Source organism: uncultured Maribacter sp., assembly GCF_963975365.1.
Lineage (GTDB): Bacteria > Bacteroidota > Bacteroidia > Flavobacteriales > Flavobacteriaceae > Maribacter.
This window is the reverse complement of the sequence record NZ_CAXBGF010000010.1, coordinates 62,698-87,521: the sequence shown is the minus strand read 5'-3', so window position 1 is coordinate 87,521 and position 24,824 is coordinate 62,698. Positions and strand designations below refer to the sequence as shown.

General features: G+C 35.6%; 21 protein-coding genes. 10 read left to right on the top strand and 11 right to left on the bottom strand.

The features are described from left to right. The first annotated feature begins 73 nt into the window (after positions 1 to 73). The 5 genes from AACZ49_RS12330 to AACZ49_RS12310 all read left to right on the top strand — a co-directional run bounded on the left by AACZ49_RS12330 (position 74) and on the right by AACZ49_RS12310 (position 5,494). Complete coding sequence (locus AACZ49_RS12330; protein WP_339655266.1) at positions 74 to 1,510, top strand: sulfatase; 1,437 nt, start codon at positions 74 to 76, stop codon at positions 1,508 to 1,510. 204 nt (positions 1,511 to 1,714) lie between these two features. Then, complete coding sequence (locus AACZ49_RS12325; protein ID WP_339655263.1) at positions 1,715 to 2,800, top strand: histidine kinase; 1,086 nt, start codon at positions 1,715 to 1,717, stop codon at positions 2,798 to 2,800. Beyond that, complete coding sequence (locus tag AACZ49_RS12320; protein WP_339655261.1) at positions 2,797 to 3,510, top strand: LytTR family DNA-binding domain-containing protein; 714 nt, start codon at positions 2,797 to 2,799, stop codon at positions 3,508 to 3,510. The genes AACZ49_RS12325 and AACZ49_RS12320 overlap by 4 nt, the downstream gene beginning before the upstream one ends. 39 nt (positions 3,511 to 3,549) lie before the next feature. Next, positions 3,550 to 4,260, top strand: a complete 711-nt coding sequence (locus tag AACZ49_RS12315) for a methyltransferase (RefSeq protein WP_339655258.1) — start codon at positions 3,550 to 3,552, stop codon at positions 4,258 to 4,260. Positions 4,261 to 4,315: 55 nt separating this feature from the next. Continuing rightward, a complete protein-coding gene (locus AACZ49_RS12310) occupies positions 4,316 to 5,494 on the top strand; it encodes an acyl-CoA dehydrogenase family protein (RefSeq protein WP_339655255.1) in 1,179 nt (392 codons plus the stop codon). Between the two features lie 132 nt (positions 5,495 to 5,626). Here the strand turns inward: AACZ49_RS12310 and AACZ49_RS12305 are convergent, their stop codons facing one another. From AACZ49_RS12305 to AACZ49_RS12280, 6 genes are all read right to left on the bottom strand, one after another. Then, entirely contained in the window at positions 5,627 to 6,982 is a 1,356-nt protein-coding gene (locus tag AACZ49_RS12305; RefSeq protein WP_339655254.1) for a GH1 family beta-glucosidase, read from the bottom strand. Positions 6,983 to 6,998: 16 nt separating this feature from the next. Continuing rightward, positions 6,999 to 7,997, bottom strand: coding sequence for a glycosyltransferase family protein (locus AACZ49_RS12300; protein ID WP_339655253.1), 999 nt, complete (start codon positions 7,995 to 7,997; stop codon positions 6,999 to 7,001). Next, the gene (locus AACZ49_RS12295) at positions 7,994 to 8,857 is read right to left on the bottom strand and encodes a UDP-2,3-diacylglucosamine diphosphatase (protein ID WP_339655250.1); all 864 of its coding nucleotides are present in this window, start codon (positions 8,855 to 8,857) and stop codon (positions 7,994 to 7,996) included. The genes AACZ49_RS12300 and AACZ49_RS12295 overlap by 4 nt, the downstream gene beginning before the upstream one ends. A gap of 229 nt (positions 8,858 to 9,086) precedes the next feature. Further along, positions 9,087 to 11,384, bottom strand: coding sequence for an FdhF/YdeP family oxidoreductase (locus tag AACZ49_RS12290; RefSeq protein ID WP_339655247.1), 2,298 nt, complete (start codon positions 11,382 to 11,384; stop codon positions 9,087 to 9,089). 95 nt (positions 11,385 to 11,479) lie between these two features. Continuing rightward, positions 11,480 to 11,845, bottom strand: a complete 366-nt coding sequence (locus AACZ49_RS12285) for a hypothetical protein (RefSeq protein ID WP_339655244.1) — start codon at positions 11,843 to 11,845, stop codon at positions 11,480 to 11,482. A gap of 267 nt (positions 11,846 to 12,112) precedes the next feature. Then, positions 12,113 to 12,988, bottom strand: coding sequence for a sugar phosphate nucleotidyltransferase (locus AACZ49_RS12280; protein ID WP_339655242.1), 876 nt, complete (start codon positions 12,986 to 12,988; stop codon positions 12,113 to 12,115). A 140-nt stretch (positions 12,989 to 13,128) separates the two neighbouring features. On the opposite strand from AACZ49_RS12280, the gene AACZ49_RS12275 reads away from it, so the two are divergent. Further along, positions 13,129 to 14,481, top strand: coding sequence for a Gfo/Idh/MocA family oxidoreductase (locus AACZ49_RS12275; RefSeq protein ID WP_339655240.1), 1,353 nt, complete (start codon positions 13,129 to 13,131; stop codon positions 14,479 to 14,481). A gap of 321 nt (positions 14,482 to 14,802) precedes the next feature. Further along, complete coding sequence (locus AACZ49_RS12270; protein WP_339655237.1) at positions 14,803 to 15,276, top strand: Lrp/AsnC ligand binding domain-containing protein; 474 nt, start codon at positions 14,803 to 14,805, stop codon at positions 15,274 to 15,276. Between the two features lies 1 nt (position 15,277). On the opposite strand, the gene AACZ49_RS12265 is transcribed toward AACZ49_RS12270, so the two are convergent. Continuing rightward, the gene (locus tag AACZ49_RS12265; protein WP_339655234.1) at positions 15,278 to 16,669 is read right to left on the bottom strand and encodes a Gfo/Idh/MocA family oxidoreductase; all 1,392 of its coding nucleotides are present in this window, start codon (positions 16,667 to 16,669) and stop codon (positions 15,278 to 15,280) included. 233 nt (positions 16,670 to 16,902) lie between these two features. Between AACZ49_RS12265 and AACZ49_RS12260 the strand changes: the two genes are divergently transcribed. Further along, positions 16,903 to 17,361 carry a small multi-drug export protein gene (locus AACZ49_RS12260; protein WP_339655231.1) on the top strand — a complete coding sequence of 153 codons (459 nt, stop codon included), beginning with the start codon at positions 16,903 to 16,905 and terminating at the stop codon, positions 17,359 to 17,361. A 104-nt stretch (positions 17,362 to 17,465) separates the two neighbouring features. After that, on the top strand, positions 17,466 to 17,819 hold the full coding sequence (locus AACZ49_RS12255; protein WP_339655228.1) for a pyruvate kinase: 354 nt from the start codon (positions 17,466 to 17,468) through the stop codon (positions 17,817 to 17,819). A 183-nt stretch (positions 17,820 to 18,002) separates the two neighbouring features. Here AACZ49_RS12255 and hutG read toward each other — a convergent pair whose 3' ends face one another. From hutG to hutH, 4 genes are read right to left on the bottom strand one after another with little or no spacing between them, the layout of a single operon-like run. Beyond that, on the bottom strand, positions 18,003 to 18,962 hold the full coding sequence (gene hutG, locus AACZ49_RS12250) for a formimidoylglutamase (protein ID WP_339655226.1): 960 nt from the start codon (positions 18,960 to 18,962) through the stop codon (positions 18,003 to 18,005). Positions 18,963 to 18,994: 32 nt separating this feature from the next. After that, the gene (locus tag AACZ49_RS12245; RefSeq protein WP_339655439.1) at positions 18,995 to 20,995 is read right to left on the bottom strand and encodes a urocanate hydratase; all 2,001 of its coding nucleotides are present in this window, start codon (positions 20,993 to 20,995) and stop codon (positions 18,995 to 18,997) included. A gap of 27 nt (positions 20,996 to 21,022) precedes the next feature. Continuing rightward, positions 21,023 to 22,270: an imidazolonepropionase gene (gene hutI / locus AACZ49_RS12240; protein WP_339655223.1), complete on the bottom strand. Its 1,248-nt coding sequence runs from the start codon at positions 22,268 to 22,270 to the stop codon at positions 21,023 to 21,025. Between the two features lie 4 nt (positions 22,271 to 22,274). Beyond that, positions 22,275 to 23,849, bottom strand: a complete 1,575-nt coding sequence (gene hutH / locus AACZ49_RS12235) for a histidine ammonia-lyase (RefSeq protein ID WP_339655220.1) — start codon at positions 23,847 to 23,849, stop codon at positions 22,275 to 22,277. Positions 23,850 to 23,933: 84 nt separating this feature from the next. Between hutH and AACZ49_RS12230 the strand changes: the two genes are divergently transcribed. Then, positions 23,934 to 24,824 carry a LysR family transcriptional regulator gene (locus AACZ49_RS12230; RefSeq protein ID WP_339655217.1) on the top strand — a complete coding sequence of 297 codons (891 nt, stop codon included), beginning with the start codon at positions 23,934 to 23,936 and terminating at the stop codon, positions 24,822 to 24,824.

Here is a 24,824-nt window from a genome sequence, read left to right as displayed (position 1 = left end):
ATTATTAAAATTTACTTTGTTAGCTTCATTTAATTTTTAGTATTTACTTTTATTATTGTTAAATAAAAATGGAATGGTTATAAAAATCAACTTTTTACTGATAGTGTCGTTATTTATTTGGCAAAAAACATCGGGGCAGAATTTTGAAAGCAAACAAGATATTTTACCCAATATCATTTTGATTTTCACGGATGACCAAGGGTATAATGATGTAGGAGTATTTGGTGCTAAGGATATTTCGACGCCCAATCTTGATCAAATGGCTAAAGAAGGAGCGAAACTCACTAATTTTTATGCTGCTCAGGCAGTTTGTTCAGCTTCACGTGCTGCTATTTTAACGGGCAGTTATCCCAATCGCATAGGAATTCACAATGCGTTAATGCCAAATAGCAAGGTCGGACTTAACCCAGAAGAGATTACCCTTGCGGAAATGCTAAAAAATAAGGGCTATGCAACAGCCATATTTGGTAAGTGGCACTTAGGAGACGCGGCGAAGTTTATGCCGACTAAACAAGGATTTGATGAATATTTTGGGATACCCTATTCAAACGATATGTGGCCATTACATCCTCAGCAAGGAACTATTTTTGATTTTGATCCATTACCTTTATATGAAAATGAAAAGATAATCGATACCCTTACTGATCAAACAAACTTAACTACATTGATTACCCATCACAGTGTTGACTTCATAGAACGGAATAAAGACAAACCGTTTTTTTTATATGTACCTCATCCGCAGCCGCATGTGCCACTTTTTGTTTCTGATAAGTTTAAGGGAAAGTCGAATAGAGGGCTTTATGGTGATGTTATTATGGAATTAGATTGGTCTGTTGGCGAAATTATAGAGGCCGTGGAGAAAAATGGCTTAACTGAGAATACAATCATAATTTTCACATCAGATAATGGACCTTGGTTAGCATATGGTAATCATTCGGGTAGTGCATTTCCATTTAGGGAAGGTAAGGGTACGGCTTGGGAAGGTGGACAACGAGAACCTTTTATTGTAAAATATCCGAAGAAAATAAAAGCAGGGTCAACTATTGACGCTCCGGTTATGGCAATTGATATTTTACCAACCTTAGCAGAAATCACTAGGGCAGAATTACCTGAAAACATAATTGATGGTAAAAGCGCATGGCGCTTATTGACGGGCAAAACAAATGAAGGTCCGCAAGAGGCCTATTTCTTTTATTATAGAGTTAATGAGTTATTTGGAGTGCGTTATGGAAAGTGGAAATTGTATTTTCCACACACCTATAGAACCATGAATGGTCAAGAACCTGGAAAGGATGGATTACCTGGAGAATACAAAATGGTTGATTTAGAGCAAATTGAATTGTATGATTTAGAAAAGGATAGTGGTGAAACTAATAATGTAGTTGATGCATACCCCACAATAGTAGCTAAAATCGAAAAACTTGCAAATGATATGCGTACAAGATTGGGAGATTCATTATTTAATATAGAGGGCCTAGAGAATAGAGCTGCAGGTTCTGAGGGTCAATAATGCCATAGATAATCTTTTAATTCCATGAATAAATTTAGAATCTAATAAACTATATAATATTTGCTATGCTTTTATTATTTTTTATCCAGTAACCCTTTCGCATCAATGTATTAAAATATTTGTTTTTGTTAAGATAAATAGTATCACCTAAAGATTTACGCTAATTCGATACTATAAGTATAAGGGTAGTATTATGCAGAATATATGAAGATTAAAATATTAAATTTTTTACGTAAGCCTAAATTTTTGGGTGACAACGATATTAAACCATTGCATCATGTTTTATTTTGGTCGGTTTATTTTATATTCAACACCTTACGGTGGAGTTTTATACACGATGATTTTTTACTTTCTTTAAGAACCAACTTGATAGGTTTTCCTATTCATATGTTTTTGGCTTATTTTAATGCCTATTATTTAATGCCAAAATTTATTTACACAAAAAAGTACGTTCAGTTTACGGCCTATATTCTTTTGGCTTTGTTCATTATGCTTTTGTTTAAATTCAATTTAACGTATTACCTGGTAAGCACAGATGTAATGCCAGAGGCTTCCGAGGTTGTGAACTCTCTTACGATGAGTTATGCGGTGCAGACCATGATAGGCGAAGTATATGTTATTTCCTTTTTTACAGCTATAAAGCTAACAATAGATTCGTTACGTGAAAGTAGTAAGCTTCATGATTTGGAAAAGCGGCAATTGAAAACTGAGTTGCGTTTTTTAAGGTCTCAAGTATCTCCTCATTTTTTCTTTAATACACTTAATAATATTTACTCTTTAACTTTACAAAAGTCGGATCAAGCACCTGAGGTTATTCTTAAATTATCGGAACTAATGCGGTATTTGTTGTATGCAACAAAGAAGCAACGACAAGATTTAACCAGTGAGATAAATTGTATTAGGAATTACATAGATTTGGAGCGTATTAGATTTGATGATAGTCTAAAGATTGAAATGAATATTTCAGGAGATCTCGATAATTGTAAAATAGCCCCAATGTTATTGATTCCTTTAGTTGAAAATTGTTTTAAACATGGTGCAAGTAAGAATATCGGTGAAATGAAAATTGATATTGATTTGCAAGTCGTTGATGGTTTTATGAATTTTAAAGTGTCAAATACAGTAGCTAATCCTCATAAAGAATTTCAGTATCCGGTAGATTCGGGTGGAATTGGACTTTCTAATGTGAAAAAACGTTTAGAACTTGGGTATGCTAAAAGCGATTACCAGCTATCTATTTTTGAACAGGATAAAATGTTTAATGTTATTTTAAAGCTTAAGGTGATATGATTTTGAAAGTGATTGTTGTAGACGATGAACCATTAGCGGTCAATGTAATTAAAAACTATATTCTTAGAGTAAAAGAATTGCAATTAGAAGGAACATTTTCTAATGCCATGGATGCTTCTACTTTTTTAAGGGATAATCCTGTTGATATCATGTTTTTGGATATTAATATGCCTTACCTCGATGGGTTAGAGTTTTTGAGTACGCTTCATCAAAAGCCTTTTGTGATTATGACGACAGCACATGAAGAACATGCACTTAAAAGTTTTGAGCTCGAGGCAATAGATTATTTGGTAAAGCCAATATCGTTACCAAGGTTTTTTAAATCTGTAGATAGGGTTATAGGGCTTAAACAAGGGGTGAATAAGATTGCTAATGATAAAGACGAAAAGCCTTCAATTTTTGTTAAAGTCGATAAGAAGAAATTACAGAAAATATTTCTGGATGAAATAATGGTAGTCGAAAGTCTTAAAGATTATATCAGAATTATAACTCCCATGGCGAAATATATTATACATAGAACCTTAAGTAGTTTTACTGATGAATTGCCTGGTGATAATTTCATACGTATTCACAGATCTTACACCATTGCAGTCGATAAGGTAAGCGTAGTTGAAGGTAATAGCGTTGAAATTGGCGGAATACGTTATACTATTGGTAGAAGCTATTTAAACGATGCGAAGAGTATAATTTTGAATGATGTGAATGAATAGTGAGTGTAAATTATCGACGGGTTTTAAAGGAATTTTATATTGAGCGAGCCATTTCGATTTAAACAATTTGAAATCAACCAAGGTCGTTGTGCTATGAAAATTGGTACGGACGGAGTATTACTTGGTGCTTGGACCGATATCAGCAATGCAGAATCTATTTTGGATATTGGTGCAGGTACCGGCGTAGTTGCATTAATGTTGGCACAACGAAGTTCAGCTGAGGTTATCGATGCAATCGAGATTGATTCAGAAGCGTATGAGCAATGTGTAGATAATTTCGAAATATCACCTTGGGGCGATCGACTTTATTGTTATCATGCCGGTTTAGATGAGTTTGTTGAAGAAATTGAAGATTTATATGATGTAATTGTTTGTAATCCTCCTTTTTATACCGAAAGTGTTACTTCAGGTGATTTAAAAAGAGATCAGGCTAGACAAAATGAATTTCTTCCCTTTAATGAGTTATTAGAAGGGGTTTCACTACTAATTTCTGAAAATGGAATCTTTAGCACGATAATACCTTTTAAGGAAAAAGATGATTTTATTCGGATGGCGGCATCCAATGAATTATTTCCAAGTCGTTGTTTGCATGTAAGAGGTAACCCTGCTGCCGAAGTAAAAAGGGTGTTGTTAGAGTTTACTAAGCTAGAAAGAACATGTGAAGTACTTGATTTAACCATTGAAATAGAGAGACATGTTTATACAATGGACTACATCAATCTAACAAAAAATTTTTATTTAAAAATGTAACTATACGGTTGTATAATGTTATATTTCTTTAATTATCTTTGATAAAAGTAATGTTATGAGACCCGATTTATTTGAAGCACCAGACTATTATAATTTAGATGATCTATTTTCTGAAGAACACTTATTGGTACGTGATGCAGCGCGCCAATGGGTTAAAAGAGATGTGTCACCTATAATTGAGGAATATGCCCAAAAAGCAGAATTTCCAAAGCAGATTATTGGCGGTCTTGCAGAAATTGGGGCCTTTGGGCCGTATATTCCTGAGGAATATGGTGGTGCTGGTTTAGATCAAATCAGCTACGGACTCATTATGCAAGAAATTGAAAGAGGAGATAGTGGAGTAAGGTCAACAGCATCCGTACAATCTTCTTTGGTCATGTACCCAATATTTACATATGGTACTGAAGAGCAACGAAAAAAATATTTACCAAAATTGGCCACAGGTGAGTGGATGGGGTCATTCGGATTAACAGAGCCTAACCATGGTTCTAACCCAAGCGGTATGGAAACCAAATACAAAGATATGGGGGACCATTATCTTTTGAACGGAGCCAAATTATGGATATCAAATTCACCATTCTGTGATATCGCAGTGGTATGGGCAAAGAATGAAGAAGGGCGTATTCACGGTCTAATAGTAGAGCGTGGTATGGAAGGCTTTACAACTCCTGAAACACATAATAAATGGTCATTAAGGGCCTCGGCTACTGGTGAATTGATTTTTGATAATGTAAAAGTTCCTAAAGAGAATTTGTTGCCAAATAAATCAGGTTTAGGAGCACCTTTAGGATGCTTGGATTCGGCTAGATTTGGAATCGCATGGGGTGCTATTGGTGCGGCAATGGATTGTTATGATACAGCATTGAGATATGCAAAAGAGCGAATTCAATTTGGGAAGCCAATTGCTGCAACCCAATTACAACAAAAGAAATTAGCCGAAATGATTACCGAAATTACTAAAGCTCAATTATTAGCTTTTCGTTTAGGGCAACTGAAAAATCAAGGGAAGGCAACAACCGCACAGATTTCAATGGCAAAAAGAAACAATGTTGAAATGGCCATAAAGATAGCACGTGAAGCTAGGCAGGTTTTAGGGGGTATGGGTATAACGGGTGAGTATAGTATTATGAGACACATGATGAATCTAGAAAGTGTAATCACCTATGAAGGTACTCATGATATACATTTATTGATTACTGGTGCCGATATTACAGGTATGCCAGCTTTCCAATAAAATAACATTTTGCTTCTATAGCCAGAACTTAGATAGATAAAACTCAATCTGTCTTTGTATTGCACATTTAAGATGTGTACATGTTTTTAATATAGCTTAGCCGATGGTAACATCGGCTTTTTTGCTTTTTATTTAGCTGGTCAAAAATTTTGAAAACCATTTTCCAGAAGCCTTGATGGTTCTTTTTAGAGACTTAAAATCAATATATACCAATCCGAATCTTGGATAATAGCCTTCTGCCCATTCAAAATTATCGGTGAATGTCCAAACGAAGTAGCCATGAATGTTCAGTCCTTCATTCTTGGCATTGAGCACCTGGCCTAGATATTTTTGTAAAAACCTAAGTCGGTCAGTATCTTCAATATTTTCATTCTTTAAATAATCTTCAAATGCGGCGCCATTCTCAGTAATAATAATTTTCTTTATTAGAGGATAGGCACTATACTTTTTAATCATATGATATATGCTGGGAGGGTAGACCTCCCAATCCATCAACGTGGTTTTTACATTTCGTTTGCCTGCCTTAACAATTTTGGCTCGTATATATGGTACGAAAATGCTATATTTCACCTTTTCTCGGGTGTAGTTTTGAATGCCGATAAAGTCGAAATCAAATTTGCAATTCTCCATATCGTTTGGCCGAATGTAACGACTTAATTTTTTAAGTATAGGTGCCTCTTCTGTTGGATAACCCAAGCCTAACGTGGGCTCTATAAAAAGGCGATTCAATAATGCGTCGACTTTTATGGCAGTGGCTTTATCTCTTTTGTTTTTTCGGAACGGGGTTATTTGTGAACATGAAATGGTTGTCCCAATATGTGCTTGGGGTATTAGTTTACGTAATAATCTTCCACCTTCGGCTTGGCATAGTACAGAATGGTGAACTGCAGGTAAAAAATTCTTCAGGCCTTTTTTGCCTGGCGCATGAACTCCTAAAAAATATCCGGCTCCAATGAACACCATAGGTTCGTTTAATACCATCCAATTTTTCACTCGATCCCCAAAAGCATTGGCGCATATGGTAACGAATTCTGAAAACCATTCAATAATAGCTCTAGTAGTCCAACCACCTTTATCTTCTAAAGCTTGGGGTAAATCCCAATGATAGATTGTCACCCACGGGGTTATCTTTTGTTCTAAACAAAAATTAATCACATCATTATAGAAATCTATTCCTTCATTGTTTACTGTGCCCACGCCATTAGGCAAAATCCTTGTCCATGAAATAGAAAACCTGAAGTTGTCAATATTCATCGACTTCATCAATAAAATATCTTCTTTATATTTATTGAAAAAATCACATGAAACATGGGCATTATCTCCATTTTGAATGTTCTTTGAGTTTGCAGTAAAATTGTCCCAAATAGATCGTCCTTTACCTTGGGCATCATGGCCGCCCTCAATTTGATATGCCGCTGTTGAAACTCCCCATGTAAAATTTTCACCGAAATCTGAAGCATTCAAAAAGGTTTCTCCTTGCTTTTTCAAAAGAATGGTAGGTTTTTTAATGTTTCTTTTGAGATTCTTTCAAAAGTTGAGATACGATATTATCTGTGTTATCGGGGTAGTCTACAGTTATAATAGTATCGGTGTCTAACCATTTTTGCAATGTATTTAGATGCTTGTTTTTTAATGATTTTATAATCGGAACACCCATTTCTGCTAAAGCAGCGGCATTGCATTGTTGTTCATACTGCCCTTTCATCGGTATGACCAATAGCTTTTTTTTCATAAACAGACTTTCTGCCGGAGTTTCAAAACCCGCTCCGCATAAAATTCCTTTACTTGTTGCCATACTTTTTACAAAGGCTTCATTTGTAATCGGTTGTATATGAATATTGTTATTGATGTATTCTTTCTTATTGTGCTTAGAAAATACCTCCCATCGTACCCCGTTAATATTAGATAAAAACTTTAATAGTTTTTCATCGCTGTAAGAAGGAAGATAAACGGTGTAATGTTCCAATGTAGAGAGTGCTGCAAGCCGAATGTCATTTCTAATTATTGGTGTGAAAATGCCAGATTCATATGATTTAAAGTGAAGTCCGAATTGATGACTAGTAGGAGCGTAATTATTTAAAATCCATTTGCCTAATGGGTCTTTCTTTTTTGGCTTTGGAGCTTTTGGCGATAGAACAGCAGCTTGGTGACTAAAACTAAAACAATCTTTGCTTTTTAATTTACACGCCCATGCGGTAATGGGTTCAAAATCATTGATGATTAAATCGTATTCTTCTACCGGTATGCTTTTAACTTCTCTTTGTAAACGAAGTGAATTTGCCCTATAGTAGGTTTTCCAAATATCTACACCACCTTTTTTTCCGAAAATAAAACTTAGTCCTTTCAATTGATATTTTACAGGATATGGCAATTGAATATCGGCCTGAATACCACTTACCAAAATATCGAGGGTTACATTTTGTTTTAATAGAGCAGGGATAACATCTCGTGCCCTACTTAGATGACCGTTACCCGTACCTTGAATAGCATAAAGTACTTTCATTTACTCTGCTGTGTCATTCCACTTATTCTAAACTCCTCTAAAAGGCTTTGAAAAAGTTCTGCTTTTTCTAACACATACGTTTCTTCTTTAATATCCTCTGTATGGTCAATTACCTTTAGGTCTTCTAAGTAAGAATAGAGCTTCCATTTACCTTTATGGTATTCTAAGGCGGTTAAATTTTCTATCCAGTCTCCAGAATTTAAGTAGGTTACTTCACCTTTATCGGTCCTTATTTTTCGAATCTCAGGTTGATGTATATGTCCACATATCACGTATTCGTATCCGTTTTCTATAGCTATATCTGCTGCTATCTGTTCAAAATCGTTGATGAATTTTACGGCAGATTTTACACCATTTTTTATTTTCTTGGACATTGAAATAGGACCCTTTCCCATTTTTTTACTGATAAAATTTATACCTCTATTCAATAGTATCAGTAAATCATACCCTTTTGCGCCTAGTTTGGCAACCCATTTAGAGTGTTGCATGGTTACATCAAAAACATCTCCATGAAAAATCCAAGCCTTTTCAGTATGTAACGGCAGTATCATTTTATTGACAATGTTTAAAGAACCCATACTGCTTCCGGCAAATTTTCGCAAAAGTTCATCATGATTTCCTGTTACATAATGCACGGGTATTCCTTTAGCGACCCATTCGAGCAATAGTTTTACAACTTTCATGTGAGATTTAGGCCAATATCGTTTACTAAATTGCCATATGTCTATGATATCTCCATTTAAGATGACCTCTTTTGGCTTTATAGATTTTAAATACTTTAGAAGTTCTTTTGCATGGCACCCGTACGTTCCTAAGTGAACATCCGATATCACCACAATATCAACTGATCTTTTCTTCATATGTTAAATGCAGATTCCTTTTTCTTAAATTTTGAAAGAAGTAAAGCGGCCTTAAACTTAACATATTGTTCAAGAAAGGTAATACAGAAAAAGGCCAATTTAATAGATTTCATAGACTGAAACTAATGATGGTAAAGTTTCATTATTTCTATTAAAAAAATGGTTACGAGTAAATTATGCTTGGGTTATGAGTATGTTAAACTATGTATAGAGAAGTCATTTTTATTAACTATTTCTTTACCAATCTAACCTTTATTGATTTACTTATTGGAGTTTTACTGCGTTCTGCGAAGTGATTATAAGGAACCAATACGTTGGTTTCAGGAAAGTAAGAAGCCAAATTGCCTGAAGGAATATTATAAGGTACGACTTTAAAATTATGGGCAATTCGTACTGTAGTGTCATAAGTACTGGAAATATCAACAATATCTAATTTTTTGAGACCTACAGCTTTCATGTCATTTATATTCATGAAAATTACCCTTCTTGCATTGTAAACGCCACGGTAGCGATCATCTAATCCATATATCGTAGTGTTAAACTGATCATGTGAACGTATGGTCATTAACATATATTCATCTTTTGCCAATTTGTGAACTGGTAATTGGTTAATAGTTATTTGTGCCTTTCCGTTGGGTAGCATGCTAAAATCTAAATCACGTACATTATTGGGCAAGTAATAACCAGCGCCTTCAGAGCGCTCTTTGGTTTTACTAAAGCCTTTTGCTACCTGGTCTATCTGTGTTCTAATTAATTCGTAGTCATCGCCTAATGATTTCCAATTCATAGCATGGTTTTCCCCAAAGAATGTAAGACCTATATTGGCAATGATTTCTGGCTCGCTCATAATAGTGTCTGATGCAGGTTTTAATATACCCTTCGATTTTTTTACCCTTCCCATGCTATTTTCTACAGTGAAGTGACGTGGCATACCATTTTTGATGTCTTTTTCTGACCTGCCAATTGTTGGTAGAATCAATGCGGTTTTACCGGTAATTAAATGCGATCGGTTCAACTTGGTGCTTATCTGTACAGTAAGATCACAGTTTTGAATTCCTTTAGCAGTGTATTCAGTGTCTGAGGCTGCCATTACAAAATTACCGCCTAAACACATAAATATCTTTGCTTTACCCTCATACATTGCTTTCATTGATCCTACAACGTCTACTCCTTCATGGTTTGGGGGAGTAAATCCTAAATATTTTTTAATACGTTCATTCATTTCTTTGTCAACGAAATGCTGAATGCCAACACTACGGTCACCTTGCACGTTACTATGCCCGCGAACAGGGCAGGTGCCTGCATTCGGTTTGCCGATAGCGCCTTTTAGTAATAATAAGTTTACAAATTCACGTATGTTTTCGACTCCATTTTTATGCTGGGTAAGACCCATGGCCCAACAAACAATGATTTTAGATTTGTTGGCTAAGAGTGCTACTGTTTCATCTATTTTATCTTCAGATACACCGGTTAGGTTTAATAGCTCATCAGAAGTGTAGCTATCTAAATCAGAAATTAGCGCTTCATAACCGTTGGTGTATTTTTGAATAAAATCATGGTCAAATATATTTTTATGTTCTTTGTCTAAGGTAGCTAGTTTCTTTAATATCAATTTTATAAGTGGAATATCTTGATTGATGTTAACAGGAAGATGTATATCTGCCATGTCTTCACCGCCACCAATCCATCCTTTTATGTGCTGCGGATTTTTGAAATTTACCAACCCTGATTCCTCTAATGGGTTTATACTAATTACCTTACCACCATTCTGTTTACATTTTTCAAGGGCAGATAGCATTCGAGGATGATTAGTCCCTGGGTTTTGCCCTGCAATAAGTATTACTTCGGCTTCGTAGAGATCTTCTAAGGTCGTTGAACCTTTACCAATGCCTAAGGTTTCGGTAAGCGCTACACCACTACTTTCATGGCACATATTTGAGCAATCGGGTAAATTATTTGTTCCTAGTGCCCGGGCGAACATTCCATATAAAAATGCAGCTTCATTACTTGATCTACCAGAGGTGTAAAAAATGGCCTCATCGGGGTTGTTTAATTTCTTTAATTCCGATGCAATTAATTTAAAAGATTCATTCCACGAAATAGGTTCGTAATGAACGTTTCCAGGTTTTAGCACCATCGGTTCTACTAAACGGCCAAATTTGTTAAGTTCAAAATCTATTAATTGAGATAACTCTTCAACTGAATTTTTTTGAAAGAAATCTGCACCAATGTGGGTTGTAGTAGCTTCATCGCCTAAGGCTTTGGCTCCATTTTCACAGTATTCCGCAACAGGTGAAGGGTGTTCTGGATCTGGCCATGCACAACTAGGGCAATCGAAGCCATCTTTTTGGTTCATGCTCAATAATGTTCGCATAGAACGAAGAACGCCCATTTCCTTAAAAGTGTGTTTTAAGGCTTCTCGTAACCCTAAATAACCTGCTGCATGTGTAACAGGTTCTTTTAGTTCAATATCTAGAAAATCTTCAGAACCTCTAAAGGATACTTTTCGTTGCGTTTTTGACTCCATAAACTAAACTTAAGAATTGTAGGGGTGAACTTTAGACATGTTTCTGTTAAAAAATGTTCTTAACAGCATAACGCCTTATTTTGTAAGTAGAAAATCTAAGCTAATTTGGGGTTTGGGTAATTATCCGATTGGTCCTCTATAGTGTTATCTAGACAAGTGAAATCTTTTTCTAAAAGTAAGTGTAAATCGTTTTTTTTTGATGTTTTCAAGATATTGTCAAAAGTGATGATGTCGTTTGCATACCAAGATTTTCCATTTATGTACGGCATTTCTAAAGTAATGCTGTTATTTTTAAAACTGACATTTAAGTTGTCAATATCTTTTTTTAGAGTAATTCCGTAATTGAATTCTTGATTACCAAAATTAGTGCTATCATAAACCTTTCCTTTTTCTGAAAGTGCTTTAACCTCCGTTTGGGTTAATCTAAATCGAATGGAATCGCCTTTTATTCGAATTTTCATAGCTATGAATTGAGTCCACAACAAAAATAGGCCATCTCACCACAATATATGAGCGGTTGACATCAATTTGTTTCTAATTGTTAACCTTACTCGTAAGTTTACAATGTAATAAAAAACGAATTAAATTTTTTTCATTTTCATATAGTGTTCTCGTAAAAGAGTCCAATCTCATAAAGATTGGACTCTTTTTAGTTTATCCCATTTTAGGCCAAAAAAAAACCATTAGAAAAGTGTTCTAATGGGTTTTTTAATCCATTTTAAGAGAGTTTACCAAATTGGGGCAGGGTATTTTCCTGAGTTAGATTTTTCCTTTAGGCTATTCATTGCCTTTTCTTTATCACTTGCATAAGTAACGCCGAACCAATCTCCACCAGAAGGGATGCATTTTACCTCTATCTCGTTTGCTTGTAGCATCTCTTGTATCATTAGTGGGATATACAACTCGCTGTTCGCAATACGGTCTTCATCATTTAAAAATAACCTGAATTCAGATTCAATCTTATCGAAAATAGAAGGTCTACAAACCCAAAAGTTCATACTTGCCTGCTCATCTCCTGTGAAATATAAATTTGTATCTTCATCAACAATTTTATCTTCTTTCTGAATTAATTTAAGTCGTTCTTGAACAGAAACTAAATTATCGCCTTTAACTTCACAAACACCTCTAGAAACAGAACCGTGTTCAGATAATGTGTCTTTTAAAGTATATCCTAACAACGCATATGCGTTATCATCCGATTTCATAAAATCAGCAGCTCTCTTATAGGCAGATTGACCATAAAAATCATCAGCGTTAATGACTACAAACGGACCATCGATAACATTTCTTGCTGTCCAAACTGCATGTGCCGTACCCCATGGTTTTTTACGCTCGCCAGTGAACGTAACTCCGTCAGGTAAATCAGTAAGTTCTTGTGCAAGAACATTCAGTTGTATAGTTTTTGGTAATCTTTTTGAAAGGTGCTCTTCTAAAAAGGAAACATTTTCTTTTTTCGTGATAACTACAATTTGTTCAAAATTGTTCTGTATGGCGTCATAAATAGCGAATTCCATTAAAAATTCACCGTTCGGGCCTAAATCATCGAATTGTTTAAGTTTTCCATATCTACTGCCGCTACCAGCAGCCATTAAAAGTAATGTCATGATTTTTGTATTTAAAAGTCAAAAGTATGAAATGCAATGATAAATTATCTGTCAAATTAGACGTATCACCATTAAAATTGATAATTAGTTAATAATAGTCAAGTAGTTTTTATAATTTCAAAGCGTATAATTTTTTGAATATGAGCTCGAGAAGAAATTTTATTAGAAATGCATCAATTGCAAGTATGGGATTAGTGGCAGTACCAGGTTTTGCCCGAAATAGTTTTAATGCTGCGGATAAATTGAATGTTGGATTGATTGGAGTCGGATTAAGAGGTACCAATCATCTTCAAAACCTTTTGTTACGAAAAGATGTGAACATCACTGCAATTTGCGACGTTGACCCAGAACGTATAGCTATTGCTAAAAAACATATCGCAGAGGCAAAAGGGAAAGCTCCAAAAGTATTTGGCTCAAATGATATGGATTATAAAAATCTTTTGGCCTTGGCAGATGTTGATGCAGTAGTAATTGCGACACCATGGCTTTGGCATACTCGTATGACGGTAGATGCTATGGAGGCGGGAAAATATGCTGGGGTAGAAGTGTCAGCTTCAAATACCTTAGAAGAGTGTTGGGATTTGGTCAACACTCATGAGCGAACAGGCACCCACATGATGATATTGGAAAATGTAAACTACCGTAGAGATATTTTAGCAGTCCTGAACATGGTTAAACAAAATGTCTTTGGTGAGTTGGTACATTTTAGATGCGGCTATCAACATGATTTAAGGCATGTGAAATTTAATGATGGCAAAACGGCCTATGGTAAAGGAGTTGAGTTTGGAGATAAAGGTATTTCAGAATCTAAATGGCGTACAGCACATTCTGTTAAAAGAAATGCAGATGTCTACCCAACTCATGGTCTTGGACCTATTGCCGTAATGGCAGATGTTAATAGGGGAAATCGATTTGTATCTATGACTTCTCATGCCACAAAGGGTATTGGCCTACATAATTATATTATAAAGGAAGGTGTTGAATCTCACCCGAATACTAAAGTAAAATTTAAACAGGGGGATGTCATTACCTCTACCATTAATACAGCCAATGGCGAAACTATTATTATCACTCACGATTGTAATTTACCCAGACCTTATTCTTTAGGGTTTAGGGTTCAAGGTGCTAATGGCCTTTGGGAAGTGGACGGAAGTCGAATTTATGTTGAAGGAGAATCTGAACCTCATACTTGGAGTGAAGCTCAACCATGGTTAGAAAAATATGACCATCCACTGTGGAAAAAATATGGCGAATATGCCTTAGATGCCGGTCATGGGGGAATGGATTTCTTTGTAATGAATTCATTTATTGAATCTGCGAAAGAAAATATCGCTCCACCATTAGATGCTTACGATGCTGCAGCATGGAGTGCTGTTACACCACTTTCTGAGGTATCTATAGCGAATAATGGTGAACCACAGGATTTCCCTGATTTTACAAGAGGTCTTTGGATGAATAGAAAACCATACGATTGGATGAAAGAGACGTATTAAATATATACAGTAATATTCGTTTTTAACCATAAACTCCCTTTATCAATATTTTTTGATAAAGGGAGTTTATGGTTTGGTGCCTATTGTGTTAAATATGAAGCAGTTTCTTTATTTGTACTAGTGCGAACATATTTTTTGATGAATAATCAAAATGATTAATGAATTATAAGTAAAACCTCAATTTTAAACATTTTTATTACCATATTATCATTAAAATTTAGTTTATTATGAATTAAATTTGTTAAAATAAGATGTATGCTTATAATGCTTTAACAGGTAGTTGTTCTTTAATTGATTTAAGAATTTAATTCACCGTTTCAAATGAGAAATAAATTAGACCATGTAGATTTTAATATTTTGAATATTCTGGCGGAAAATGCACAAACCCCTTATACCGATGTAGCCAAAAAATTGATTATTTCTCCAGGAACAGTACATATGCGAATGCGAAAAATGAGGGAAATGGGTTTGATAACCGGAGCAACCCTTAGTTTGGATTATGCTAAAATGGGTTGGAAAATGACAATTTTCATAGGAATTTTCTTAAGTGAAATTAACCTTTTTAAGAAGGTTATGAAAAAGCTGAATGAAATTGAAGAGGTGGTTAAAATACACCACGTAACCGGTAAATACGATATTTTTATAAAGATGCATGCTAGAGATAGTTTTCACTATAAACAAGTCTATCAAGATGAAATTCTTAGTATTACTGGTATACGTGGTATTGAATCTTTCATTTCGATTGAAGAGAATGTGGAACGCCACATTCAATTCACCGAAGTAATAGATGAATAATTTATATTAATTTCATTTCTGTAGGGTTCCAATTAACGGGTTGTTTTCTAGAATAACTTTCGTTAGCTAAAAGTGCTGCTCCCGCGGCTCTAAGTCCAAATTTTGGGTCTTGTATTACTTGACCCTTACTTCTTATACTCGTAAAGAAATTATTGAAATGGTCATAATGGGCTCCTTTATAATCACTTGGTGCTTCCCAAGTGGTGGTACCTGTGGACAAACTAGAACTTCTGGGTTCTAAATTTTTAGCAGCATATTCGTTTTTAATCCTTTGTTGCATTTCCTCGGTAAACGAAATCAATGAATATCCACTAGGGGTCATACTTAATTTTGAACGGTTTACGGTGACGGAGTTCTGCCCTATTTCCATTTCACCTTCGGTACCAATTAGTTTAAAGCCACCTCCTCCTCCGCTACCTGCGATAAAGTTTATACGGAAAGCTGCATTAAAAGGTGCGTGAGTTTCGGTTTTAGGATAGTCGTATAACGTTATGGATACATCCGGCACATCTCTACCATCTTTCCAATAACGGAGTCCGCCAGTCGCTAAAGCTCTGTTAGGACCATGTGAACTTATGACATAATTTAAAGTAGAAAATGCGTGAACGAATAAATCTCCTGCAACACCCGTACCATAATCTTGGTAGTTTCTCCACCTAAAAAATCTTTTTGGCTCAAAAGGTACTTTGGGGGCATTACCTAAAAAGGTGTCAAAATCAACGGTATTCGTATTTGCATCTGGCGGTATAGGGTATTGCCACGCACCCTCAGCAGAATACCTGTCGTTATACATGTCTAACATTACAATATCACCGATAGCCCCATCTTCATAAAGTTGCTTTGCTTTTTCATTACCTAGAGATGACATTCCTTGGCTACCTACTTGGCATATTTTACCTGAATTTTTTTGTGCTTTTATAATTTCTTGACCTTCAGTTAAATTTTGCACCATAGGTTTTTCACAATACACATGTTTGCCAGCATTAAGGGCTGCAACTGCAATGGTTTGGTGCCAATGATCAGGTGTTGCAATAAGTACGGCATCTATATCTTTACGATTTAATACCTCTCTATAATCTCTGGTGACAAATATATCTTGCCCCCAAAGTTCTTTTGCTCTTTTAAGTCTTCCAGTATATAGATCACATGCTGCGACCAACTTTACACCGTCAACCTGTAGGGCAGCTTGTGTGTCGAATATTCCCTGAATTCCTGTACCGATCAAAGCAATATTTAATTGATCGTTCGCACTAAATTCTTGATGCGTGTAGCTTCTACTTAAAATTAAACGGTTGTTACTAGAGGCCGCTAATAAAAAAGGGGTTGTGCTTAAGGCAGCTGAGGTAAGTGAAGCGCGTTTTATAAACGATCTTCTAGTATTTTTTTCGCTCATGTTTTCGGTGTGGTATTGGTAGTTGTTGTAATTTTTTAAAAATAGCAATTTTATAATTGAATTTGGTCATACTTGTTTTCAATAAAAAGGTAGGTAATTACTTAAAATATGGTTGTCAAATAAATATTGAAGCTGTTGGTCTTGATAATTCGTATATCAACATTATTTATGATTTAAATGGCAAAGAATTTTTTTAGAACGGCGTAATTTTGCTGTCCCTAAAAAATGGACTTTTGTTGAAAGATTTGATCATAGCAGCACTTTGGAGCATCTCACCACTAGGTGAAGCTAAAGTTGGTATACCCTATGGTTTGCTAAATGGAGTAAACATTTACTTGGTGTTAGTGGTGTGCTTTTTAGCAAATGTTTTGGTGTTTCCTATCATGATGTATTTCTTGAATACCATTAACACATATTTACTTCGCTGGCATTTTTATAAGAAAGGTGCACTTTTCATTGCTCGTAGGGCAAAAACCGGCTCAGGTAATCAAATAAAAAAATACGGTTTTTACGGACTCATATTTTTCGTTATGCTGCCTGTTCCTGGTACAGGAGTATATGCAGGCAGTATTGCTACTTACCTTTTTAAAATTGAGCGAAAAAAAGCTTTTCTAGCTAATACGATTGGTATCTTTTTATCTTCTGTAATTGTATGGGTTACGACTTTACTGACCATGAAAGGTATGGCTTAGTATGACTATTGTTTTTCTTGTACTTCTTTCATTTTGTGAATAACTAAACATCTTAAAAATTCCATTACCAACATAAGCCCTTTAAATTTGTATCTTTTTATGCTATGAATGACCTGAAAATTGGTGATAAACTTTACAATGTTGAGCAGAATGGTTTTAATGATTTTGCAAGATATTCATTTTCTGAAGTGGTACGTTTAACTGAAACTTTAGCCGTGTTGAAAAATGGAGTAAGGCTTATAAATAGACCAAAACAATCTTATATCATGGAAGATGTTGGCTATTCGGTTTCACGTAATAAAGGTTCGCATTGGCATATCGTTTCTTTAAAAGCAATTCGTAATGCGCAAATTGAAAATGAGAAAATTAAAATTCATGATTGGTTTGTTTCCAAACAATTTACCCTAACAGAAAAAAAACAGATTTTTCAGCTTTTCAATAATAATGAAGATGAATAAAATTTGGTTGTAAAATAGTTGTGGTAAGAAATTAACAGACTATACATTTATTTAAAAACCTTTATTATCTTTGTAATGTTGTGTTGTGTCTCAAAGATTATTTGAGACAATTGTGTTTATCGGTTTTTGCCGATAGTACCCAATGAAAGGCTTTCCATAAAGGGAGGCTTTTTTTGTTTTTGACTAAACTTTATGTAGAACATAATGAACCAAAGAGGCTGCTAATTTGGCCGTTTGATCGTCAACATCGTAATTCGGATTTAGTTCTACCACATCAAATCCTGATAATTTACCCGATTCAAGAATAAGGTTAAGGCTTTTAAGAACAATGTCAGGAGAAAAGCCCATTGGCGATGAGGCGCTAACACCAGGTGCATAAGCTGATGAAAAACCATCTAAATCAATTGTAGTGTAGAGATAATCAACATCCTCTATAAATTGCATAAGACGTAATTCTACATGTTCTAAATAGGTCATGCAAAAATATTTTTGCTCTAAATAATTTACGTGATGGGTCTCTGCAAAATCAAATAAATCTTTGGTATTCGCATCTTTTCGAATACCTAAGGCCATATACTTTATAGACTCATTTGCAGTTTCATGCTCCGTGGTTATTTGGTAAAAAGGTGTTCCTGAGTTATTACCATTCGTATTTGGCCTTAAATCGAAATGAGCGTCAAAATTAATGATTCCTATTGCTTTGCCTTTTGGTAAGTATTGAGACAAGCCTTTGTAATGTCCATATGCAAGGTCGTGACTACCACCAAGTATAATAGGAATTGCATTGTTTTCTAAAATAAATTTAACGCCAGCTGATAAATCAGTTTGTAGTATTTCTAAATCTTCATCGTTACATTCGAGATTTCCAAAATCGATGATTTGTGTGTTGTTGTCTAGATGATTGGGCATTTTTCCCAATTGCTTCCGAATAGCATCAGGGCCCAATGATGATCCAACCCTACCGTGGTTTCTTCTTACCCCTTCATCACTACTATAACCTAATAGGGCAATAGTTTTGTTTGGGTTAGATTGAAATGGTAATTTGATACTTGAAAATTGAATTTTCTCATTCAAGTATAATTCTTGACCAGATGATGATCTACCAATCCAATTGTCTTTTCTGCCTATTTTGTAATTTGACATATAATCTTGGAATTAAAGTAATCGCTAACCGATTAGAATAAATTTTCTAATAGTTTATCTTCTACTAAATTAGGAAAAGTAACTTTTAGCATTGGGGTTCTTTCCATTTCTCGTTGAATAGCGAACATTGCTTCTTTATTTCGAGCCCAGCTTCGACGAGATATACCATTGTTTACGTCATAGAAAAGCATATTTTTTAGTTTTCGTTCCGCATCTTTTGAACCATCTAATACCATACCGAAACCACCATTGGTAACTTCACCCCAACCTACACCACCGCCATTGTGAATTGATACCCAGGTTGCACCTCTAAAACTATCACCAATAACGTTATGTATGGACATGTCCGCGGTGAATTTGCTGCCATCATTTATATTACTTGTTTCTCTGTACGGTGAGTCTGTACCGCTTACGTCATGGTGGTCTCTACCCAAAATAACTGGGGCGAATAGCTCTCTATTTGCAATTGCTTCATTAAAGGCTAAGGCTATTTTTGCTCTACCTTCTGCATCAGCATATAGGATTCTGGCTTGAGAACCTACCACTAACTTATTTTGTTCGGCTTCAGTTATCCATTTAATATTATCTTGCAATTGTTGTTGAATTTCAGTTGGCGCATCTTTCTTTATTTCCTTTAAAACACGTAAAGCAATGGCATCTGTTTTATGTAAATCTTCAGAACTTCCAGAGGAGCAAACCCATCTAAAGGGACCAAAACCATAGTCGAAACACATTGGTCCTAAAATATCCTGTACATAGGAAGGATATTTAAAATCTATAGTATTCTCAGCCATTACATCAGCTCCCGCTCTAGAGGCTTCTAAAAGAAAGGCATTGCCATAATCGAAGAAATAAGTTCCTTCTGCCGTATGCAAATTAATAGCATCGGCATGTCTACGTAGCGATTCTTGAACTTTGGCTTTAAAAGCATCTGGATCTTGATTCATCATTGAATTTGCTTCCTTGAAAGATAGTCCGACAGGATAATAACCGCCTGCCCATGGATTATGTAATGAAGTTTGGTCAGAACCTAAATGAATATAAATATTCTCTTTATAAAAACGCTCCCACACATCAACAACATTGCCTATAAAGGCTAAGGAGACAACTTCATTTTTTGCTTTTGCTTCTTTGGTTCTTTCGACCAATATATCTAAATCTTTAATTAATTCATCTACCCAACCTTGCTCAAACCTTTTTTTGGCCGCATGCGGATTAACCTCTGCGCAAATAGTTACGCAACCTGCAATATTGCCTGCTTTTGGTTGAGCACCGCTCATGCCCCCTAAACCTGCAGTTAAGAAAATTTTCCCAGCCGAATGTTCGTCGTTCTTCAATACTTTTCTAAATGCATTCATTACTGTAATCGCCGTACCATGAACGATACCTTGCGGACCGATATACATAAATGAACCAGCTGTCATTTGTCCATATTGGGTTACTCCAAGGGCATTGTATTTCTCCCAATCATCTTGTTTAGAATAATTTGGAATCATCATTCCGTTCGTAACGACAACCCGCGGAGCTTCTTTTGATGAAGGAAAAAGACCCATTGGGTGACCAGAATACATATGCAAGGTCTGTTCTTCGGTCATTTCGGATAGATATTGCATGGTAAGTAGGTACTGAGCCCAATTTTGAAAAACTGCTCCATTGCCACCGTATGTAATTAGTTCTTGAGGATGTTGTGCAACTGCAGGATCTAAGTTATTCTGAATCATAAGCATGATTGCAGCTGCTTGAGAAGTATAAGCCGGATAGTCAGATATTGGCCTAGCATACATTTCGTAGGTAGGTTGAAAGCGATACATATAAATACGCCCAAAAACCTGTAGTTCTTCAGCAAATTCAGGTGCTAGTGTCTCATGCCATTCAGTAGGAAAATAGCGTAGTGCGTTTCTAATTGCTAATTGTTTTTCAGCTATAGATAGTATTTGCTTACGATTCGGAGCATGACTTACATTTGAAGAACGTTCCTTTTTTAGAGGAAGTTCAACGGGTATTCCGGTTTGTATCTCTTGTTTAAAGTTCATCATACTGTTTTTTATTTTTCCTAACTCCTAATTATGCTTATCATAGACTAGGTTGCCATGCTTCCAAACCATGCAAGGTTTTAAGTTGCCTTGGTTATAGAGAATATCTTGGTAATTATCACTGTGGAAAACGGCGAAATCTGCTAAAAGCCCTTCTTCTAGTTTTCCGCGATCAGAAAGGTTTAAAGCTGCGGCTGCTCTAAAGGTGATTCCTGATAAAACCTCTGCATTCGTCAATTTTTGAAATGTACCCAAAATACTGGCTTGGGTGAGTAAATCGCCCATGGGTGCAGAACCAGGGTTGTGGTCGCTCGCTATTGCTAAAGCGGCACCAGCATCTAGTAATTTACGTGCAGGAGTGAAATCACATCCTAATCCGATAGAAGCTCCTGGTAAAGCAACGGCAATGGTATTGCTATTGGCTAGTATCGCAATTTCATTTTCAGTGCTTGCCTCTAAATGGTCAGCACTAAGTGCTTTATAATCGACAGCTACTTTACTGCCAGCAGGCGTAAATTGATCGGCATGAACGGTAATATCGAATTGCATAGCACTTGCTGTATTAAAATAATCTTTAATGTCTTCGGCTGAAAATGCACTTTCTTCAATGAATGCATCAATACGGTTAGCCAACTTTTCTGACTTAAGAATCGGAAATAAACGTTCTGCTATTTCTGATAGATATGCGGTTTCTGTTCCTTGAAAATCTTTGGGTAGCATATGCGCAGCTAAACATGTGGGTATTAAATCTGGCATCGCGGTAATATTTGCCTCTTTAATGGCCCTTAGCATTTTTAGTTCTTCATCTACAGAAAGACCATATCCACTTTTTACCTCTATAGTAGTGGTGCCGTTTTTTAAATGGCGATTAGCAAGCTTTATAGTGCTTTTGGTCAATTCTTCTTTTGTGGCTTTTCTAGTTTGCGTAACCGTATCCCAAATACCACCACCCGCATGTGCGATTTCTAAATAAGATTTACCTGCATTTCGCATAGCATAATCCTTTGCGCGTGATCCTCCAAAACAAATATGTGTATGAGCGTCGATGAAGCCCGGTACACAAACATGATTTCCTTTTAGGGTTATTGTTTCTGCAATTTTCTCACTTTCTTTTAAATCTTCAAAATCTCCTATTTTAGAAATAGTAGAACCGGTAATAATAATACCGCCATTTGAAACTATGTGCAATTCACTATCCTTAACGGCACCTTTTATAGGTATGCCGGTCATGGTAATGATTTGTTTGAAAGGACCTATTAATGTTGCTTTTTTCATAATTTCAATATACTTCGAATTCTGTTGAAAATTTAGTATTTAAAGAAATGTTGTACTCTTTTTGAACCCTATCTACAACTTTAATGATGGTTTTATGCTGAATCATTTTAATTCCTTTTTCAATATCGTCTGCGAAAATGCGGTCTTTTACAGCAAATGCGACCTGCTTACGTACAGCGTTATGCACTTCATCTAGGAAAACTCCAGATTTTAATGGTTTTCGAAACTCAAAAGCTTGTGCTGCAGTAAGTAATTCAATAGCTAGTATTTTCTCGACATTTCCAATAACCTGTAATGCTTTTCTAGCTCCAATGGATCCCATACTAACATGATCTTCTTGGCCTAGAGATGTTGGAATACTATCTGCGCTTGATGGAAAACAGAGTCCTTTGTTTTCACTTGCCAATGCTGCCGTTGTATACTGTAAAATCATATACCCCGAATTTATACCCGTGTCGTTCATGAGTAATTTAGGTACACCAGGGCTATTGCCTTCAAGAGCTAAATAAATACGTCTATCTGAAATATTCCCTAATTCCGATGCTGCTAAACATGCATAGTCTAATGCCATGGCTAATGGTTGGCCATGAAAATTACCGCCACTAATCGTTAGTTCTTCATCAATGATCACCGGATTGTCGGTAACGGAATTCAATTCAACTTCTACCAATTCTTTTAGGTGTAGCCAAGCGGTACGGGAAGCACCATGTACTTGTGGAATACAACGAATGGAGTAGGGGTCTTGTACCTTTTCACAATCAATGTGGTCCTCCATGATTTCAGACCCTTTCAATAATTTTTTCACCCTTTTAGCAACATGAACATTACCTTTAAATGGGCGTAAAGCATGAAGTTCATTATAAAATGGTTTTACCGAACCCTGTAACCCTTCAATCATCATGGCGCCGATAATATCTGCTTGTGCTAATAATGAGTGTAGTTGGGAAACTACCTTTACAGCATGCGCCGCAATAAATTGCGTGCCGTTTATTAAAGCTAATCCCTCTTTTGGACCCAATGCGATAGGTTCAAGTCCGGTTTTTTCAAACAAGGTTGCTGTTGTAATAATTTCATTTTTATAGGCTACCTTACCCATTCCAATTAAAGGAAGAAATAGATGGGATAAAGGCGCTAAGTCACCCGAAGCTCCTACTGAACCTTGAGACGGAACTACCGGGATAGCATCATGCTCTATATGCCAAATAATTCTTTTTAAGGTTTTCAACGCAATACCTGAAAAGCCTTTTGCCAAGGACTGTGCTTTAAGAATTAGCATCAGTTTCGCGATATCTTTTTTTATAGGTTCACCAACACCAACACTATGACTTTGAAGTATATTGGTCTGTAGAATGTTCGTTTCTGATTTTGAAATCTTGGTAGTGCATAAGGGGCCGAAACCAGTATTAATACCATATACTGGGTTACCTTTGTCTACTATTTTCTGAACGATACTCGCGCTTTTTTCTATTTTATTCTCGGTTTCATTAGAAAGAATCACAGAAATTTTATTCTCAGTAATTTCTAATGCCTTCCCTGCGGTAAGCCAATCTTCACCTAGTTTAAAAGTCTGTTCATTCATTGCTTTTGCGTTTCAAGATTAAAGTTAAAATTAATACCTATTTTTAATACTTGGTAATATCAATTTTGTCATCAATCCATAACTATGAGTAATCAACTTGAGCTACGTCATTTAAATTATTTTCTTGCTGTAGCCGATGAACTACATTTTAGAAAAGCTGCAGAGAAATTGTTTATATCTCAACCCGGACTAAGTCGACAGATACGGCAAATGGAGGATATTCTTGAAACTCAATTGTTTGAACGAAACAAGAAAAAAGTTTCACTAACACCAGCGGGTCATTATTTAAAAAAAGAGGTTGTATTTGTATTCAATCATCTTGAAAATTTAGAAAGGCAACTGAAATTGGTTGGTGATGGGAATAGTGGTGAATTGCGAATTGGGTTTTTAGGTTCGGCGATGCAAGAGGTAATTCCGAAATTATTATTACAAATAAAAGATAGATACCCAAAAGTCAAAACTTCATTAGAGGAACTTTCTAATTTCGCACAAGTAGATGCGGTATTGAATGATCAATTAGATATGGGTTTTGTACGTGTTTCTCGAGTACCAAGTACATTGCATATGAAAACGGTTTTCAAGGATACATTTTCATTAGTGCTGCCAGAACGATATCCTTTACTTACTAGAGATTTTAAGGGAATGCATCAATTTGCAAATGATGAATTTATTCTTTTTAGTCAAGCGTACAGTCCATTGTATTATGATACAATAATGAGTATTTGTCAAGATGCTGGTTTTGTACCAAAAGTCTCACATAAATCGGTTCATGCACATACCATTTTTAAATTAGTAGAGAATCACATGGGTATCGCTATTGTACCAACAGCTTTACAGAATGGTTTTCAAATGCGTGTAAAGTTTATTGAACTAAAGAATATTTCGCAACGGGCAGAATTGTCGGTGATTTGGAAAAAAGAACATACGAATCCTGTGTTGAAAAATTGTATGGAGTTGCTTTTAGTAAATGCCTAA